Origin of the sequence: Candidatus Symbiobacter mobilis CR, from assembly GCF_000477435.1 — a bacterium.
GTDB classification, from domain to species: Bacteria; Pseudomonadota; Gammaproteobacteria; order Burkholderiales; family Burkholderiaceae_C; genus Rhodoferax; species Rhodoferax mobilis.
The window spans coordinates 1,946,444-1,962,251 of record NC_022576.1; the positions used below are offsets into that span (position 1 = coordinate 1,946,444).

A 15,808-nucleotide genomic window follows, 5' to 3' on the forward strand; every position below is an offset into this window, starting at 1 on the left:
AATGGAAGGGCCGTGATGCAACGTTTGCGCCTCGTCTTTGCCGGAACGCCACCTTTCGCCGCCCAAGCGCTGGCGGGGCTGTGCAATGCCGGGCACGAAGTCACGCTGGTATGGACCCAACCCGACCGCCCTGCAGGGCGCGGGATGCGCACGATAGCTTCGCCCGTCAAGGAATTTGCACAGCGCCAAGGCATCGACGTGCAGCAACCGCGCAGCCTGCGGCTGGACGGCAAGTTCCCGGACGATGCCCGCGCCGCGCAGACTGCGCTACAACGTGTGCAGGCAGATGCCATGGTCGTCGCTGCCTATGGGCTGATCTTGCCGCAGTGGGTGCTCGATACCCCCCGGCTGGGGTGCCTGAACATCCATGCATCCCTGTTGCCTCGCTGGCGTGGAGCAGCGCCGATCCAGCGCGCCATCGAGGCAGGCGATACCCAGACCGGGGTCACGATCATGCAAATGGATGCCGGTCTCGATACCGGGGGCATCCTGCTCGCAGGCTCCATCCCGATCGACGCGCAAGACACGGCGCAGACGGTGCATGACAGGCTCGCAGACATCGGGGCAGGGCTGGTATTACAGGCGCTCCATGGAGTGGCTTCCGGCAAGATCGTTCCCACCCCGCAGCCGACGGATGGCGTGTGCTACGCAGCCAAGATCGACAAACACGAGGCACAGATCGACTGGACACTCGACGCACCAGCCATCTGCCGCAAGGTGCGTGCTTTCCAGCCTGCCCCCGGCGCCCACACCACGTATGCGGACACTGTGCTCAAAGTGTGGAAGGCCGAGGCAACCCAGCGCGGGCACGGGGAAGGCGCATGTTGCGGCGCAGTGCTCGATGTCGGGGAGCAAGGTATCGTCGTGGCTGCCGGGAACGGCACGGCAGTACAGTTGCTCGAAGTGCAACGTGCCGGCGGAAAGCGTTTGTTGCTCGCAGAATTTCTGCGGGGCTACACGCTACGTAGCGGCAGTGTGCTCGGAACCTGAAAGGTTACACGCTGGTTGGGACAAAGTAGCACAAGGGCTGGACAAGGCAAATTCCTCGAACTCTACAATGCCTCAGGCAGACTATCCACCTACATATTGGGTACCATCTGCACCGTAACTTCCGGCCATATCTTCGGCCTATGGGGTACAGAGTTTGATCTTGCGTTGCTGGGAGCGAGGAAGTCACGATGGGTTCGTCGGTCAACGATACAAATCAGGCGAAATGCCTGGATAAATGCCTAGATAGTGGCTGACAGAAAAGTCGGATTTTTGATGCGTGTACCCGGTACTTTCAGGAAGTGATCCGGAACCTAGACCGGATTACAAATTTTTTTGCGGTCGAATTTTGACAAAAACCATGTATCCTGCTCCAAAAATTGAATTATTGGTGAATGAAGGAAAAGCTATCCTCTGCAACCACTCATGCATCCCTTGAAAAAGACCGTCGAGCGGCATCAAGCCGCTCGACGAATGGATGGTGGTGTCGTTCGCTCGGCATCAATCGATTGCTGACGAACCACCATGCCAATACGGTAAAAATTTCGTGCCAAGACTGACAATGAAACATAGCGTTTGAATCCTTTTATTCCCTCATCGGGGCACATATCCAAACCAAAGTGTTCCAATCCATTGATCGCCGACTCTACAGCAGAATGTGCTTTCCGTAGTTTCACAAATGTCTCGCTCGATTCTCGTTCTTGTTCCGCTTGAGAACAGCGCCCTTTCTTTGGTAAAGCAGCACAGTCTAATAATTTTGCCAATTTTTTCTGATTCTCTTGACTGTGGAATCCTTTGTCAAAACTCACGGCATTCAAAGTCGAGAATCGTTCTTTGGCAGCTTCAACCATTGGTACAGCAACTTCGTTATCTTCTTGCTTCTCCATAACGTGATGATGCAGAATGAAACGATGTTGATCTTCCAGAATACAAACCTTTACCCCCAATTCCACAGGCACACCAGCCTTGCCTTTGCTTATCCACTCCGTATGCGGTTCAAACAGCGAGAATATCTTTTCCGAATGCGGAATGCGTTCCCCGTTGATCACCCTACGGCGAATCTGATCTGATAACTTTTCTGCATGCCCTATGAAGACCTGCAGCTTCGATAGCAACCCTTGCTCCTGTGCGCTGATCTGCGATGCAGCCAAGACGACTTCCTGCCTTGTTTGGGTGGCGCGCTCGAACAGCTCTTTGGCTTGCTTGAGATATTCCTCGCATGCTTCGTGGATGGCAGCTTCCTTTGCTGCACGTTTGGCTTCATTTTTTGAATGAGAGCGCCGAAGCCGCTGGATATGGCGATACTGCTTTTTGAATTGGCGATAAGAGTGTTCATGCTGACGCCAGCCAGACAATTTATGTTTCTCCGCTAACTTTGCACTCCATGCAATGATCTTTTTTATAGCATCAAAAAGAAGATTCAAATCGGTTGGAAAATGTACATCTGTTTCAACGACAAAGGAATCACAACGACCGTGTAGAACGTCGTCCGGGCTTTTTTTTACTAGCGTATGGCCGGTTTTGACCACAACTTGATTGATTCGATCAAGAATCTCTGGGGTAAATAACCTCAAATTATCTTTCAGGGTTTGCACGTTGTATTTTGTCTCATCATACCAGTCAGTATGCCCGAGCATTTGTCGCAATGTCCGATGTTGATTCACCAGCTCTTCCAATCGGTCGTAATCGATATTCAGACCCAATCGAACCACACCGATGACAAGAATTTGCCACTGCGACATACCTGGGCGACCCATATGTGCTTTTACTTTTTCACCAGAAGGGAGTACCGGGAGAATTTCTGAGAGGATAGAGAAAACTTCTTTGCGTACGTCTGGTATTGTGTAGATGTACTGAAGTCCTAGCAGCAATTTTGGGATATCATCGCGAGAACGCAGATCAAGTTGAATGTTGGCGATAGGATCTTCGCCTAATTTCATCTGAGGATTTATGACAGAGCGCATGTAGTTCCCAATTATTTTAATGAAGATTGAAGTAGGATGAAAATATTATATCAAAATTAAAAATTTTGTGTGTAATGCGACATCTTATGCATAATCTCATGAAAATCGCAGGAAAGCGGCTCAATCTTCACCCACCCAAACGTAGCGTACCCTGTTGATTTTGCATGGTTTTCTATTTTTCTGTCAGATACTAGATATAAGCCGAGGCGTAGGCATGATGGGTTCCCATGCAAGCCTGGCCAGAATTCTGGAAACAGTCGTGGCCAGCTTGGCCCCAGAGCTACCGCGTATCGGGAAAGCGCTCCATGCCGGAGATGCTGCATCCGCCAACAAGGTGCTCCACTCGATCAAGGGATACATGCCTATCTTTGCGTGCGATGCGTTGATCGAACGTGTCACGTCCGTGGAGAAAATCAGCAAGACCGAGCCTGCGTCGGTGGTACTGCCCCTCTACACCGAATTGGAGCCGCAGTTGGAGCGGCTCGTCGCGGAGATTCGCGAGTTTTTGGCGCAAAATGGTGCGAGTTGCTGAGAGAAGGGAATCGCTGGGGCAGTTCTGAGTTCTGTGATGTGCAGTGTTCTCGTCGATCCGGCGTGGATCGTCTATTGATCGCGGTGTTCTGGCCGGTGGCCAAATAAGTGAGCAAATCAGCAATGAAAATTACCCAAGCCCGTATCATGGTGGTGGAAGACGACCCCGTAATGCGCAATTTCGTCGTCAACAATTTACGCCGCCTGGGAATCCATGCCATCGAAACGGCAGCGGACGGTGCCAGTGCCCTGCGCGCTGTCGAGACTTTTCGGCCCGACGTGGTGTTGACCGATATCCACATGCAGCCGATGGACGGTATAGAGTTCGTGCAGCAATTGCGCTCCCATGCCAATCAGCTCGTCCGGAGCATGAAAGTCATTTTCATGAGCGCCGATGCCAGCACGACCACTTTGGAGCATGCCATGCCGCTGGGTACCTTCGGATATATCGTCAAGCCTCCGAGGCTCGAAACGCTGCAAGCCAAGCTGGAGTTGGCACTGAACGGCACTACCCCGTAGCAACACTGGTTGCACCGGTAGCGCTCATCGCACTTTTCATCGTCGTACTCCGTCGTAGCGTCACTGTCGCCGTACTGTCGGGACCACCTCGGGAGCCTCTCCATGGCATTTTTCACGCCCGCATCCTGGATCCTGCGCCCCTTGTCGGGGCGTGCGCGGTTCTGGGTTTTGCCTGCCCCCTTACTGTTGGCGCTGGCTGTCGTTTTTGTGTTGCGGTTGACCGAGGGCGAGCAAAAGAGCTTGGCTGTAGATATTGCTGTCTTGGTCGTGATCGCCATAGGAGTATTGCTGTGGGGGTATTTTCAGGCGGCGTTCTTTGACCTGACTTACAACGAGCGCGACCGCACCGAAGGGGCCATGCGTTCGGCGTCGATGGGCGACCTCACTCGCAGGGGAACGACGGACATCAGCACCCTCGGCGAATTCGGGCGCCATCTGGAACACATGATCCAGAACATGTCTTGGATGGTTTCCAACATCCGTACTGCCGCCGTGCTGCTGGGGGATACGGGCAAGAAGCTCGTGGAAGATACCCGTTCGCTGGCGGAGCGAGCCGAAGCACAAGGGCAGCATTTGCAACAGACGTCGATCCACGTCAAGCACGTCAGCGAGACCGTTGCCCGCAACGCCCAGGCGGCGCACGAGGTCAGCATGATGACGAGCAGCCTGCACAACGAAGCCAACTCGGCAGGCACGATGATGCACGATGCCATGCAAAGCATGGGGCCGCTGGAGGTCACATCCCGCAGGATGTCCGAAATCATCGGCGTGATCGACGGCATCGCTTTCCAGACCAACCTGCTTGCGCTCAACGCCGCCGTCGAAGCAGCACGGGCTGGCGAACAGGGCCGGGGGTTTGCCGTGGTGGCTGCAGAAGTGCGCAACCTTGCCAAGCGCAGCCAAGCTGCCGCTGCCGAAATTCGGGGATTGATTGCCGAATCCGCTGCCCGCGTGGGGGATACGGTACTGGGGATCAAGCAAATCAACGACACGATGGCCAGCCTGATTTCCGGTATTGCGGAGATCGCCATGAACGTGAACGTCATGGCCGAAGGCTCTGCCTCCCAAAGCAGCGCGTTGGAAGAAGTAGTGCATGCCGTCGGTGACCTCGATATCCTCACACAAGAAAACACGACACTGGTCACCCGCGCAAGCGTCAATTCCGACCGTCTCATCCAGCAAGCATCGACGCTGGAGATTTCGGTGGGGGACATCCAGTTGCGGCAAGGCACTGCAGACCAGGCTCGGCAGCTCGTTTTCGACGCAATGATGCACTGGCGCAGCGTGGGAGAAGAGCGCGCCATCCACGATTTCCATGACCCCCACGGCCCTTTCCTCGACCGGGATATGTACGTCTTCGTGGTCGACCGTGCCGGGATGTACACCGTCCATGGTGCGATGCCGGAAAAAGATGGTACCGATCTGCGTTCCATGCCGGGCTTGGATGCCGACCAGCTTTTGGAAGAAGCGTGGGCTTTGTGCGACCAAGAACAAGGGGGCTGGGTTAGCTACAGCATCACCAATCCCACGACGGGCGAGGTGCAGCGCAAAACAGCGTACGTCGTTCCGTTGGACGATGATCGCTTGGTGGGCTGTGGGTGCTACTTCAACTCCCGGTGGCATAGTTATGACTGAACCCACTCCTGAAGCCCGCGAGGTTGCTGCGCAGACCCTCGTTGGGTTAAGCGCGCAAGTCTTGCCAGTCTGGACCAGACACCTTGATGTGCTGTGTCGGCATTCCGAAGGTGCCGTGGCGGAAATGCTCTCCGCCTTCTCGGATATCGGCCCGCACCTCGACATGACGACGCGCCAGTCGCAGCAGATCACCGAAGCGCTCGCCCAGGGAGATGGGGGCATCACCCAATTGGCGCGGGCCTGCGATGCCGTATTCGATCCCGTGTTGGGGGAATGCACTCCCCAGGTGGCGGAGGCAATCGACCGCGCCAAGGAAATGATTCACCGTTGCGTCGATTCCCTCGAAGCGATGGCCAAACCCTTTGAGCGGGAAACACAACTGGTCATCCAACAGGTGGATCGGATGTATCGCGGTTTTCAATACCAGGATCGGCTCAACCAGATGGTGGCCATCCTCCGAACTGACGTCGAGCGACTGCGCAAGGCCATCGAAGATGCAGACACATCTTTGGGGCCGGAGCAATGGCTCGAACGCCTACAGTCTTCGTATGTGATGGTGGAGCAGTTCCACCACGCCGGGGAATCACACCAGAACAATGGTGGTGAAGAAGAAACGACTTTCTTTTGAGGTGCAAAGGTATGGCGCAAACGATATTGGTGGTTGATGATTCCGCCAGCCTCCGCCAGGTGGTTGCGATGGCACTGCAAGGTGCGGGGTATGAGGTGCTGCAAGCGTGCGATGGTCAAGACGCATTGCGGTATCTTGATGGTCGCAAGATCAACATGGTGGTATGTGACGTCAACATGCCCAAAATGAACGGGATCGAATTTGTACGGGCCGCCAAGGCGCTGCCCAACTACAAGTTCCTGCCCATCCTCATGTTGACTACGGAAAGCCAGGAGGCCAAAAAAGAGGAAGGCAAAGCCGCCGGTGCCAAGGCATGGATGGTCAAACCTTTTTCCCCCGCCTCTCTGCTCAATGCCGTCTCCAAGCTCTGCTTGCCCTGATTATTCGTACCACTAACCGGGGTCAACGCCAACCGGGGTCAACGCTAATGACGCCGTGTCTTATTGTGGTGGGCGCGTTGCAGTGTGCGTATTGCCAAGGCGTATTGCCAAGATGCAGGTCTTCGACCCACAAGCCAGGCCGTGGTGTAGTGCTGTGCTTTTCGTCCTTCATTAATGCATCTGGCGTTTTTTCCAGGAAATTGCCATGAGTGAACAGTTCGAGCTCCCCGAGGAAATGACCATCTACAGCGCCATCGAGACCCGGGACAAGCTCTTGGCGTGGGTCAGCAAGCAGACCGCGAAGAACACAGCGGTGCTTGATGTTTCTGCAGCGAAGGTGTCAGAAATCGACGGCGCCGGGTTGCAGTTGCTGGCATCACTGGCCAACATGGATCACGCTTGGCGATTGACGCATCCCAGCGATGCCGTCGTTCGCGCCTGCTCCTTGTTGGGACTGACGCGCTGGCTGGACACCATGACCCACCCGTCCTGAGGGAAGACACACCATGAATCAAGACGCAGACCAGGATTTCATCGCTGCGGCAATGCCCGCATTCATCAGCGAAGCCGGGGAACAGACGCAGTCCATCGAGTCTTTGTTGCTCGAACTGGAGGAAGCGCCAGACAACAGGGAATTGTTGGACAGCTTATTCCGTTGCGCACATACCGTCAAAGGCTCCGCCGGCATTTTCGGGCTGCACAAGATCGTCGAATTCACGCACCATGTCGAAACCTTGCTCGACAAATTGCGCGATGGGGAAGTCGCCCTGACCCCTGAAATGAGTACCTTGCTGCTGCAATGCAACGACCAGATCAAATTCCTGGTGCAGACTGCGACGGACGACGCTGCGGATTCCGGGGATCAACGCGATCTCCGCGCCGACTTAACCATCCAGTTGCGTGCGTATACGGAAGGAATAGCTGCCCCGGCACCAGCGGTATCGTCACCGGGCGATTCACCCACCTCGCTCACTCCAGGGAGTACTCCTGCGATTGCGACTTGGAACGTTTCTGCACGCTTTGGCCCCGACACTTTCCGCAATGGGCTTGATCCCCTGTCCATCGTTAAGTACCTCAATGTCCAGGGCAAGATCAGGTCGATGGTGTGTGCAGTGGACACGGTTCCCTCGCTGGTCAACCTCAACCCGGAAACCTGCTATCTCGGGTTTACGATGGAGCTCGAATCCAAGGCAACCCGGGAAGACATTGAGGGCGCGTTCAGCTTCGTCGTCGATGACTGCGAACTCGATATCCGTGCGCCGGAAAGCCCGGAACAGAAGCTCGTGCGGGCAATCGAAACGATGCCCAGCACCCCGAGGCTGGGGGACATGCTGGTTTCCGTCGGCGCAGTCACCCAAAACAAGCTCACCGAAGTCCTGACCGACCAAGAACGTGCGGCCACGGTCTCGGCAGGGGAAAGACCCAAGATCGGGAACCTCCTCGAAGCCAACGCCGGTGTCTCCCCGGACGTCGTCGAAGCTGCGCTGAAAAAGCAACAAAAGGCGCGGGAAACGAATGTCAGCGAAGAAAACCGCTACATCCGGGTGCAAGCCGACCGGCTCGACGCCGTCATCAACTTGTTGGGCGAGCTGGTGATTGCCGGGGCGGGCGCGAATCTGCTGGCGCGCGAAACGCGCAACGTCGCGCTGATCGAAGCCAACCTGCACATGAACAGCCTCATTGAGGAAATCCGCAACGGCACGCTGGGGCTGCGGATGGTTCCCGTAGGGGAGACTTTCAGCCGATTCCGCCGCGTGGTGCGCGATACCGCATCCAGTCTGGGCAAAGAAGTGAATTTCGAAATCATCGGCGGGGAGGCCGAACTCGACAAATCGATGGTCGAGAAGATCGCAGACCCGCTCATGCACCTCGTTCGCAATTCCCTTGATCACGGCCTGGAACCGCCACAGGAGCGCCTTGCGGCAGGGAAGCCTTCCATGGGGCGGCTCGCGCTGTGCGCACGCCATGAGACAGGCGCCATCCTGATTCGCATCGAAGACGATGGCCGGGGGATCAACAAAGACCGCGTCTTGCAGCGTGCCTGGAACCGGGGACTGATCGAGCCAGGCATCGTTCCCAGCGATGAGACGATCTACATGATGATCTTCGAGCCTGGCTTTTCCACTGCGGACCAGGTCACCAACCTGTCCGGTCGCGGGGTGGGGATGGACGTGGTACGCCGCAATATCGAAGCATTGCGCGGGTCGATCAAACTGTACAGCCGCCCTGGCAAAGGGTTGCAAGTGGACATTCGGCTACCGCTGACATTGGCGATCATCGACGGCTTCCTCGTCGGCGTAGGCAAAGCCAAATTCGTCCTGCCCCTCGGCTCGGTCGTCGAGGTCATTGAGGCAGGTGGGGAACATGTCCGCGTCGATCCTACCGGGCGGCATTGCGTCGAGTTGCGCGGTGCGGTGTTGCCGGTGGTTCGGCTGCGCACGCTGTACAGCATCGAATCGGGCTTGCCGGACCGCACCAGCGTCGTCGTCGTCAACTCCCCGCGTGGCAAATACGGGATCGAAGTCGAAGTGCTGCTTGGTCAGCAACAAACCGTCATCAAGCCTTTGGGAAGGCTATTCCGCACGCTGCGGGGCATTTCCGGGTCGAGCATCCTGGGGAGCGGCGAAGTCGCGTTGATTCTGGATGTCGCGTCGTTGGGGGAATTGGTCACTGCGGAGCACACTAGCGTGGCATAAGCTGTGACGTAAACCGTGGCATGCACCGCGATCCGTGGTGGGCGAAATGATTGTGTGTCTAACTAGCAAAGCAAGGAGAGCATCATGAAAAAGTGGTTGATGGCAGGAACGGTCGCGCTGTGCGCGATGTTGTGGGCAACCGGAGCCTATGCCGATGATTTCAAAACCCTGCGTGCCAAGATGACCGCAGCGCGCGAAAGCCTCGTCGTGCTGGCGACCGACAAAACCCGGCGCGGAGCCGACCAGCAAAAGATCGTCAAAGATACTGCTGCGGCAACCAGTGCTCTGCTGGCCAAACTCAAGGCACCTCCAGGCAAGGAAGCCCAATTCCAGGAATTGGTGGAGACCTGGGGTGCCTTCAAGAAAACCCGGGAAACTGAACTGGTTCCGCTCATCCTCGCTGGGCAGGAAGCCGATGCGCTCAAACTGGCCGGAGGCATTCAGAAAGAACGCATCAACAAGTGTTTCAGCCTGCTAACGGAGCTCGGCGGATAAACAGTTTGCACGGGCGTGCATTCTTGGAAAGGTCGCACGCCGCTGCTTGGTAACAACGTTGGTGTCGGTCTGGCGCCATAGCAAGTCCTCACAGGGCAGGAGCATAGTCATGCGTTGGAAAGATCTGGGAATTGGGGTGCGCCTTACTGTGTTGTTGACAGTGCTGGCGTGTGCATTGGTCGTCGTTGGCTGGGTGGGGTTGCGTGCAGCCGCCCATGCCAATGACCAAGTCGAGGATCAATACGACCAGGGAATGCTTCCGCTCGAACACCTGGCTACGGTCGAGACGCTCATCCAGCAGAATCAGTTGTTGGTGATGCGCGCTATCCTCAACCCCTCGACTGCGAATTCTCGCCAAGCTGTCGAGAGCATCACAGCCAACATTGCCATCGTCGATGAAGCACTACGCCGCTTCCATGCCCACGCGGATGGACGCGACGATGACGAAGATCGCAAATTGCTCCTAGACTTGGAAGCCAAGCGCACGGCCTTCGTCCGCGATGGCCTGCAGCCCATGGTCGATGCCTTGCGTGACGACAGCCCGTCCCGCGCATTACTCCTTGATGAGACGCTCACGAACCGCTGGGCAGAGCTGGCGCCTGCCATCCATCGCCTGAAGAAAGCACAACTCACGCAAGCGGAGGATGCATATCGTGCGGCTCATTCCAGTGCGGCAACAACGCAGAGCCGAATCATTGCCGCCATCACTCTAGCGGTAGTCGCGACAGTCGTAGCCGGCTATCTACTCATCCGCAGCATCACGATTCCGTTGGCGCGTGCTGTGCGCGTAGCCGAAGGGGTAGCGGCTGGCAAACTGGATGGCGACACAGGAGAACAGTTTGCCGACGAAACCGGGCAGCTTTTGTGTTCCATGGCATCCATGCAAGAAGTTCTCGGTCGCTTCGTCGATGCACTGCGTGAGATGGGACGCCAACACGATGCGGGCATGCTCGATTACACAATCCCGACGGATCAGTTGCAGGGCGTGTATGGCGAAATGGCAGTGTCCGTCAACCAGCTCGTTCGCAACCATATAGCGGTCAAGATGCGAGTGGTTGAGGTCATCCAGGCATATTCCAACGGCAATCTGGACGTGGTCATGGATCGCTTGCCGGGCCAAAAAGCCCGTGTGACCCAAGCCATGGACACGGTGCAAGCCACGATGCGTGCTGCGGCCGAAGCTGCCCGATTCAACGAACGCATTCGTGTCGCGCTAGATACCGTGAGCGTCACGGTATCCGATGCCCAAGGCCGCCTAGTGCATGCCTCACCCTCGGCACAGGAAATGCTCCGACTTGTAGGTGGGCCGGGATTCGATGTGCAGCAGTTCTACGGGAACAAGATCGGCACCCTGCTGCGGGATCCAGACCGCGCAGCGCGCTTCGAACACGCCTTGCGCTCCGAAGAAACCCTCGATCTGGAAGCAGGGGGGCGCCAACTGCGGCTGCAAGCCAAACCCGTGCGTGATGCCAGCGGAACCACCATTGGCAGGATTACGCAATGGATCGACCGCACTGACGAAATTGCCTCGGAGGTCGAGCTGGATGCAATGGTGGAAGCAGCCACACGAGGAAACTTCAACAACAGGCTGCGGGTCGACAACAAAGTAGGCTTCTTCGCCAAAATTTCCAGCGGGATGAACCAGTTGTTGGACATCAACGAACGGGGTCTGGAAGACGTAGCCAGAGTCATGCTGGCCATTTCCCAGGGTGACTTGACACAGCGCATCATCCAGGACTACGACGGTCTATTTGGCCGAGTCAAGGATGGCGTGAATACCTCCGTCGACAACCTCAAGCGCGTGATCGGGGAAGTACGGATGGCAGCGGGGTCGGTGACCAGCGCTTCGGGGCAGCTTAGTTCATCTGCACAAGCATTGAGCCAGGCATCCAGTGAACAAGCGGCGTCGGTCGAAGAAACGACTGCACAAATCGCGTTGATGTCGTCGTCGATCAACCAGAACAGCGACAACGCCAAAGTGACGGATGGCATGGCGTCCAAGGCCACGGAGCAAGCTACGGATGGCGGTGGTGCGGTGACGCAAACGGTCGATGCCATGAAGCTCATCGCTACCAAAATCGGCATCGTCGACGACATCGCATACCAAACGAACCTGCTTGCGCTCAACGCAGCCATCGAAGCTGCGCGTGCAGGGGAACACGGCAAAGGCTTCGCCGTCGTTGCTGCAGAAGTACGCAAACTGGCGGAGCGCAGCCAAGAGGCCGCCAAGGAAATTGGTTCCCTCGCCGGTAACAGCGTGACAAAAGCCGAACATGCAGGGCGGCTGCTCGAAGAAATCGTCCCCAGCATCCGCAAGACTTCGGAGCTTGTACAGGAAATTGCCGCTGCCAGCGCGGAGCAGAGCGAGTCTGTCACCCAAATCGGCGGGGCGATGGGGGAACTCAGCAAGGTCACGCAACAAAACGCCAGCGTATCCGAGGAGCTTGCTGCCACCAGCGAGCAACTTTCCGAGCAAGCCGGGCAATTGCAGCGGAGCATCGCTTTCTTCCACACAGGCGACGATGCTCCCGCAGTACCACATGTGGAAGTGCGAGGGCGGCGCAGCGCACCCATGCCGGAACACACTCCCCTGATTCCCAGGCCGGTACGCAGAACCGATCCCGACAACTTCCGCCCGTTCTAGAAAAATAGGGGTCACTGTGCAGTGCCGGGATCGTGGCATCCCAACGCACGGCACGCACCCAGAGCCTCCCCTCCCCCTTCCCTTTCCCAGGGGGAGAGGGATCGTTCCGTAGTAGAGAAAGTCGAATATGACGCAACAACTACCCATAAAGCCTGCGTCCCAAACTGGAACGCCAGTGGTGACGAAGGAACAGGCAGAGCAGTACCTGACATTCAGCCTTGGCGACGAGGTATTTGCTATCGATATTCGGAGCGTGCGGGAAATCATCCAGCACAGCGCGATGACCGTCGTACCGCTGATGCCGGCATTCGTGCGGGGGGTCATCAACTTGCGCGGCGCCGTCGTGCCAGTCATCGACCTGCAAGCCCGCTTTGGCCGACAACGAGCGCAGGTGGGGAAAAAAACCTGCGTCATCATCTTCGACGTGGGCATGGACAAGGTGGAGTTGGGTTTGCTCGTCGATGCGGTCAGCGAGGTCATCGACATTCCGCCTGCCCACATCGAACCAGCGCCCCAGTTTGGAACGACCATCTCCCGGGAATTCATCCACGGGCTGGGCAAGATTGGGAAGGAATTCATCGTCATCCTGGAACCTGACAAGGCGCTCAATATCGAGGATATGGCCACCTTGGCGGAAAAGCACCAAGGAATACGCAGCCTATCCATAGCAAAGGTTGCGTAGTTGCCCGGAGGCACGGAGATAGTCCGAGCGCAACGCCGGATACCACCTGCTTGGGGTGGACCTGATGTGTAAAGAAACGGGGAGTGTGGCCCCTACCGACTGCATACCGCCATAGCCACACGCAGAGGGAGAAACCCATGAAATACAAGGTACAGCCCACCAAACACGAACGGGTCATGCGGGAAGACGATTTCATCGTCTCCAAGACCGATCTCAAGGGACACATCACCTACTGCAACCAAATTTTCATGGAGTTTTCCGGGTTCACCGAGAAAGAATTGCTCGGCGCCCCGCACAACCTTATTCGACACCCCGATATGCCTCGCGGAGTGTTCCATTTTTTGTGGAACACGCTGGAACAGAAAAATGAATGCTTTGCCTATGTCAAGAATATGTGCAAGGACGGCGGGTTTTATTGGGTTTTTGCCAATGTGACGCCCGATTTGGATCCCCAGGGAATGCCAACAGGGTATTTTTCCGTCCGGCGCAAGGCCAAGGCCTCCGGAGTTGCCGTCATGACGGACGTGTACCACGCGATGCTCGAAGAAGAACGAAAAGCAGGTCCGAAGGACGCCTGCGCTGCATCGCTGGCGTGGTTGGTCAACGTTCTACAACAAAAAGGAGTGAGTTATGAGCAGTTCATCCTGTCGCTCTGATGTACTACCCTACGCATGGGTGACGGGTGTGCTGCTCGTAGGGGGCGCTGCACTCCAAGTTTGGCACGATAGGGGGGATCCCTTCACCGTTTATTGGTTGATACCGGTTTTGTGGTGCCTGACAGTGCTTCTGCGCAATCTGCGCTGCCAGCATCGGCATATCCTGCAAATCCAGCACATCGCCAAGGCGGTGGCGCGAGGAAAGTTTGGAGAACGACTAACCCGATTACCCACGCAGGGGCTATTCCAGGGAGTGTGTTGGGATTTCAACGACATGCTCGACCAGCTCGAAGCCTGCTTCCGCGAACAAGCCACGGTGCTGCGCTACGCCAGCCAAGGGCAGTATTTCCGCACTGCACAAGAAGCAGGTTTGCGGGGCACTTTCCGAGACGCCTTGCACCAGACCAATTCCTCTGTCGCGCAGATGGCAAAGAGCACCGAAGAACGGGAACGTGCGGCGGAAGAAAACCGTCGATTGCAAGAGAAAGAGCAGCAGATAGCCCAGGAGAATCTCCGCATCCGCCTCGCCTTCGATAGCCTTCCCGAAAGCGTCACCGTGTCGGACGCCACCGGGGGATTCGTGTACGCAACCCCTGCCGCCTACACGGTGCTCCAGCGCTTTGGCGGCCCAGGCTTCGACGTCCGGGGCTACTACGGACAGCGGCTCACAGACCTCGTCAAACAACCCGATGCAGTGCAGCGCTTCGAAGCAGCCATGCAAAACGGCCAAACCTTTGACGTGGAGGCCCATGGCCGAAACTTCCGGCTCATGGCGACGCCAATTCGGGATGCAGAGGGCAACCCGCTGGGCCGGATCACACGCTGGGTCGACCGCACCGAAGACATGAAATCGGAAGTGGAGTTGGCCAACATCGTCGCAGCCGCCGGTGTAGGCGATTTCAGCCGCCGCATCCGCGTGGAAGGAAAAACCGATTTCATCGCCGACCTCAGCGTCGGCATGAATGAGTTACTACAAACTACAGAGCAAGGACTGACCGACGTGGCGCGGGTGCTCGCCGCGCTGGCCGAAGGCGATCTGACTCAGCGAATCAGCGGCAGCTATGCCGGTCTTTTCGGCAAGGTCAAAGACAGCGTCAACACGACGGTGGAGAACCTGACGCAAGTGATCTCGGAAGTGCGCGCTGCCGCCGATGCCCTCTCTGGCGCTGCCAACCAGGTCAGCTCGACTGCCCAGTCGCTCAGCCAAGCTGCTTCGGAGCAGGCTGCGGGGGTGGAACAGACCACGGGGTCGATCAACGTCATGTCAAGCTCCATTGCCCAAAACAGCGACAACGCCCGGGTGACGGACAACATGGCCACGCAGACCACGAAAGAGGCTGTGGAAGGCGGGGAAGCCGTTAGTTCCACCGTGCAGGCGATGAAACAAATCGCATCCAAGATCGGCATCGTCGACGACATCGCCTACCAAACCAACCTGCTCGCCCTCAACGCCGCCATCGAAGCGGCACGCGCCGGGGAACATGGCAAAGGGTTCGCCGTCGTCGCCGCCGAAGTGCGCAAACTGGCGGAACGCAGCCAGGAAGCCGCCAAGGAAATCGGCGAATTGGCCCGCGACAGCGTAGTGACAGCAGAACGGGCTGGATCATTGCTTGATGCCATCGTTCCCAGCATCCGCAAGACCTCCGAACTGGTACAGGAAATCGCAGCGGCTTCTTCCGAGCAGAGCGACACCGTGACCAAGGTGGGCAAAGCCATGAACCAACTCAGCACCTCGACACAGCACAACGCTGCGGCATCCGAGGAATTGGCAGCGACCAGCGAAGAACTATCCGGCCAAGCCGAGCAACTCCAGCAAAGCATCCAGTTCTTCCGCATCGAGGACGGGCATATCGAGGTAGCGGATCGATTTGCCAGTCGCGCTCCCCAAACCCCGCCCGCACAAAAGGCCTTGCCAACACCCGTCGCCAGACCTGTTGCGGCTACCGCTACTTCGGCGGTAGGGAACTTTACCGAGTACTGAAAGTACGTGA

Annotated in this window: 14 protein-coding genes; 13 read left to right on the forward strand and 1 reads right to left on the reverse strand. The window is 57.1% G+C overall.

The genetic code is table 11. The features are described 5' to 3' along the window. Positions 1 to 24: 24 nt before the first annotated feature. A complete protein-coding gene (gene fmt / locus CENROD_RS08020; protein ID WP_041194371.1) occupies positions 25 to 990 on the forward strand; it encodes a methionyl-tRNA formyltransferase in 966 nt (321 codons plus the stop codon). A 455-nt stretch (positions 991 to 1,445) separates the two neighbouring features. Here fmt and CENROD_RS08025 read toward each other — a convergent pair whose 3' ends face one another. After that, the gene (locus tag CENROD_RS08025; RefSeq protein ID WP_022771644.1) at positions 1,446 to 2,951 is read right to left on the reverse strand and encodes an ISNCY-like element ISSymo1 family transposase; all 1,506 of its coding nucleotides are present in this window, start codon (positions 2,949 to 2,951) and stop codon (positions 1,446 to 1,448) included. 214 nt (positions 2,952 to 3,165) lie between these two features. On the opposite strand from CENROD_RS08025, the gene CENROD_RS08030 reads away from it, so the two are divergent. The 12 genes from CENROD_RS08030 to CENROD_RS13600 all read left to right on the forward strand — a co-directional run bounded on the left by CENROD_RS08030 (position 3,166) and on the right by CENROD_RS13600 (position 15,798). Beyond that, a complete protein-coding gene (locus CENROD_RS08030; RefSeq protein ID WP_022774175.1) occupies positions 3,166 to 3,483 on the forward strand; it encodes an Hpt domain-containing protein in 318 nt (105 codons plus the stop codon). Between the two features lie 122 nt (positions 3,484 to 3,605). Beyond that, the gene (locus tag CENROD_RS08035; RefSeq protein ID WP_022774178.1) at positions 3,606 to 4,001 is read left to right on the forward strand and encodes a response regulator; all 396 of its coding nucleotides are present in this window, start codon (positions 3,606 to 3,608) and stop codon (positions 3,999 to 4,001) included. A 102-nt stretch (positions 4,002 to 4,103) separates the two neighbouring features. Then, positions 4,104 to 5,636, forward strand: a complete 1,533-nt coding sequence (locus CENROD_RS08040; RefSeq protein WP_022774183.1) for a methyl-accepting chemotaxis protein — start codon at positions 4,104 to 4,106, stop codon at positions 5,634 to 5,636. Then, positions 5,629 to 6,264, forward strand: a complete 636-nt coding sequence (locus CENROD_RS08045; RefSeq protein ID WP_022774188.1) for a hypothetical protein — start codon at positions 5,629 to 5,631, stop codon at positions 6,262 to 6,264. Before CENROD_RS08040 ends, CENROD_RS08045 begins: the two co-directional genes overlap by 8 nt. 11 nt (positions 6,265 to 6,275) lie before the next feature. Further along, positions 6,276 to 6,644 carry a response regulator gene (locus tag CENROD_RS08050; protein ID WP_022774191.1) on the forward strand — a complete coding sequence of 123 codons (369 nt, stop codon included), beginning with the start codon at positions 6,276 to 6,278 and terminating at the stop codon, positions 6,642 to 6,644. 205 nt (positions 6,645 to 6,849) lie between these two features. Next, the gene (locus CENROD_RS08055; RefSeq protein WP_022774194.1) at positions 6,850 to 7,137 is read left to right on the forward strand and encodes an STAS domain-containing protein; all 288 of its coding nucleotides are present in this window, start codon (positions 6,850 to 6,852) and stop codon (positions 7,135 to 7,137) included. 13 nt (positions 7,138 to 7,150) lie between these two features. Next, positions 7,151 to 9,340: a chemotaxis protein CheA gene (locus tag CENROD_RS08060; protein ID WP_022774198.1), complete on the forward strand. Its 2,190-nt coding sequence runs from the start codon at positions 7,151 to 7,153 to the stop codon at positions 9,338 to 9,340. Positions 9,341 to 9,424: 84 nt separating this feature from the next. Further along, positions 9,425 to 9,835: a hypothetical protein gene (locus tag CENROD_RS08065; protein ID WP_022774201.1), complete on the forward strand. Its 411-nt coding sequence runs from the start codon at positions 9,425 to 9,427 to the stop codon at positions 9,833 to 9,835. A gap of 109 nt (positions 9,836 to 9,944) precedes the next feature. Continuing rightward, the gene (locus CENROD_RS08070; RefSeq protein WP_022774205.1) at positions 9,945 to 12,479 is read left to right on the forward strand and encodes a methyl-accepting chemotaxis protein; all 2,535 of its coding nucleotides are present in this window, start codon (positions 9,945 to 9,947) and stop codon (positions 12,477 to 12,479) included. A gap of 127 nt (positions 12,480 to 12,606) precedes the next feature. Next, positions 12,607 to 13,161 carry a chemotaxis protein CheW gene (locus CENROD_RS08075; RefSeq protein ID WP_022774209.1) on the forward strand — a complete coding sequence of 185 codons (555 nt, stop codon included), beginning with the start codon at positions 12,607 to 12,609 and terminating at the stop codon, positions 13,159 to 13,161. Positions 13,162 to 13,298: 137 nt separating this feature from the next. Then, the gene (locus CENROD_RS08080; protein WP_022774212.1) at positions 13,299 to 13,817 is read left to right on the forward strand and encodes a PAS domain-containing protein; all 519 of its coding nucleotides are present in this window, start codon (positions 13,299 to 13,301) and stop codon (positions 13,815 to 13,817) included. Next, positions 13,792 to 15,798 (forward strand): methyl-accepting chemotaxis protein, encoded by a 2,007-nt coding sequence (locus CENROD_RS13600; RefSeq protein ID WP_022774216.1) that lies wholly within the window; start codon positions 13,792 to 13,794, stop codon positions 15,796 to 15,798. The genes CENROD_RS08080 and CENROD_RS13600 overlap by 26 nt, the downstream gene beginning before the upstream one ends. Positions 15,799 to 15,808: the final 10 nt, after the last annotated feature.

Coding starts and splice junctions, on each gene's coding strand:
- CENROD_RS08025 (WP_022771644.1), bottom strand. CDS start 2,951: ATGCGCTCTGTCATAAATCCTCAGATGAAATTAGGCGAAGATCCTATC.
- CENROD_RS08030 (WP_022774175.1), top strand. CDS start 3,166: ATGATGGGTTCCCATGCAAGCCTGGCCAGAATTCTGGAAACAGTCGTG.
- CENROD_RS08035 (WP_022774178.1), top strand. CDS start 3,606: ATGAAAATTACCCAAGCCCGTATCATGGTGGTGGAAGACGACCCCGTA.
- CENROD_RS08040 (WP_022774183.1), top strand. CDS start 4,104: ATGGCATTTTTCACGCCCGCATCCTGGATCCTGCGCCCCTTGTCGGGG.
- CENROD_RS08045 (WP_022774188.1), top strand. CDS start 5,629: ATGACTGAACCCACTCCTGAAGCCCGCGAGGTTGCTGCGCAGACCCTC.
- CENROD_RS08050 (WP_022774191.1), top strand. CDS start 6,276: ATGGCGCAAACGATATTGGTGGTTGATGATTCCGCCAGCCTCCGCCAG.
- CENROD_RS08055 (WP_022774194.1), top strand. CDS start 6,850: ATGAGTGAACAGTTCGAGCTCCCCGAGGAAATGACCATCTACAGCGCC.
- CENROD_RS08060 (WP_022774198.1), top strand. CDS start 7,151: ATGAATCAAGACGCAGACCAGGATTTCATCGCTGCGGCAATGCCCGCA.
- CENROD_RS08065 (WP_022774201.1), top strand. CDS start 9,425: ATGAAAAAGTGGTTGATGGCAGGAACGGTCGCGCTGTGCGCGATGTTG.
- CENROD_RS08070 (WP_022774205.1), top strand. CDS start 9,945: ATGCGTTGGAAAGATCTGGGAATTGGGGTGCGCCTTACTGTGTTGTTG.
- CENROD_RS08075 (WP_022774209.1), top strand. CDS start 12,607: ATGACGCAACAACTACCCATAAAGCCTGCGTCCCAAACTGGAACGCCA.
- CENROD_RS08080 (WP_022774212.1), top strand. CDS start 13,299: ATGAAATACAAGGTACAGCCCACCAAACACGAACGGGTCATGCGGGAA.
- CENROD_RS13600 (WP_022774216.1), top strand. CDS start 13,792: ATGAGCAGTTCATCCTGTCGCTCTGATGTACTACCCTACGCATGGGTG.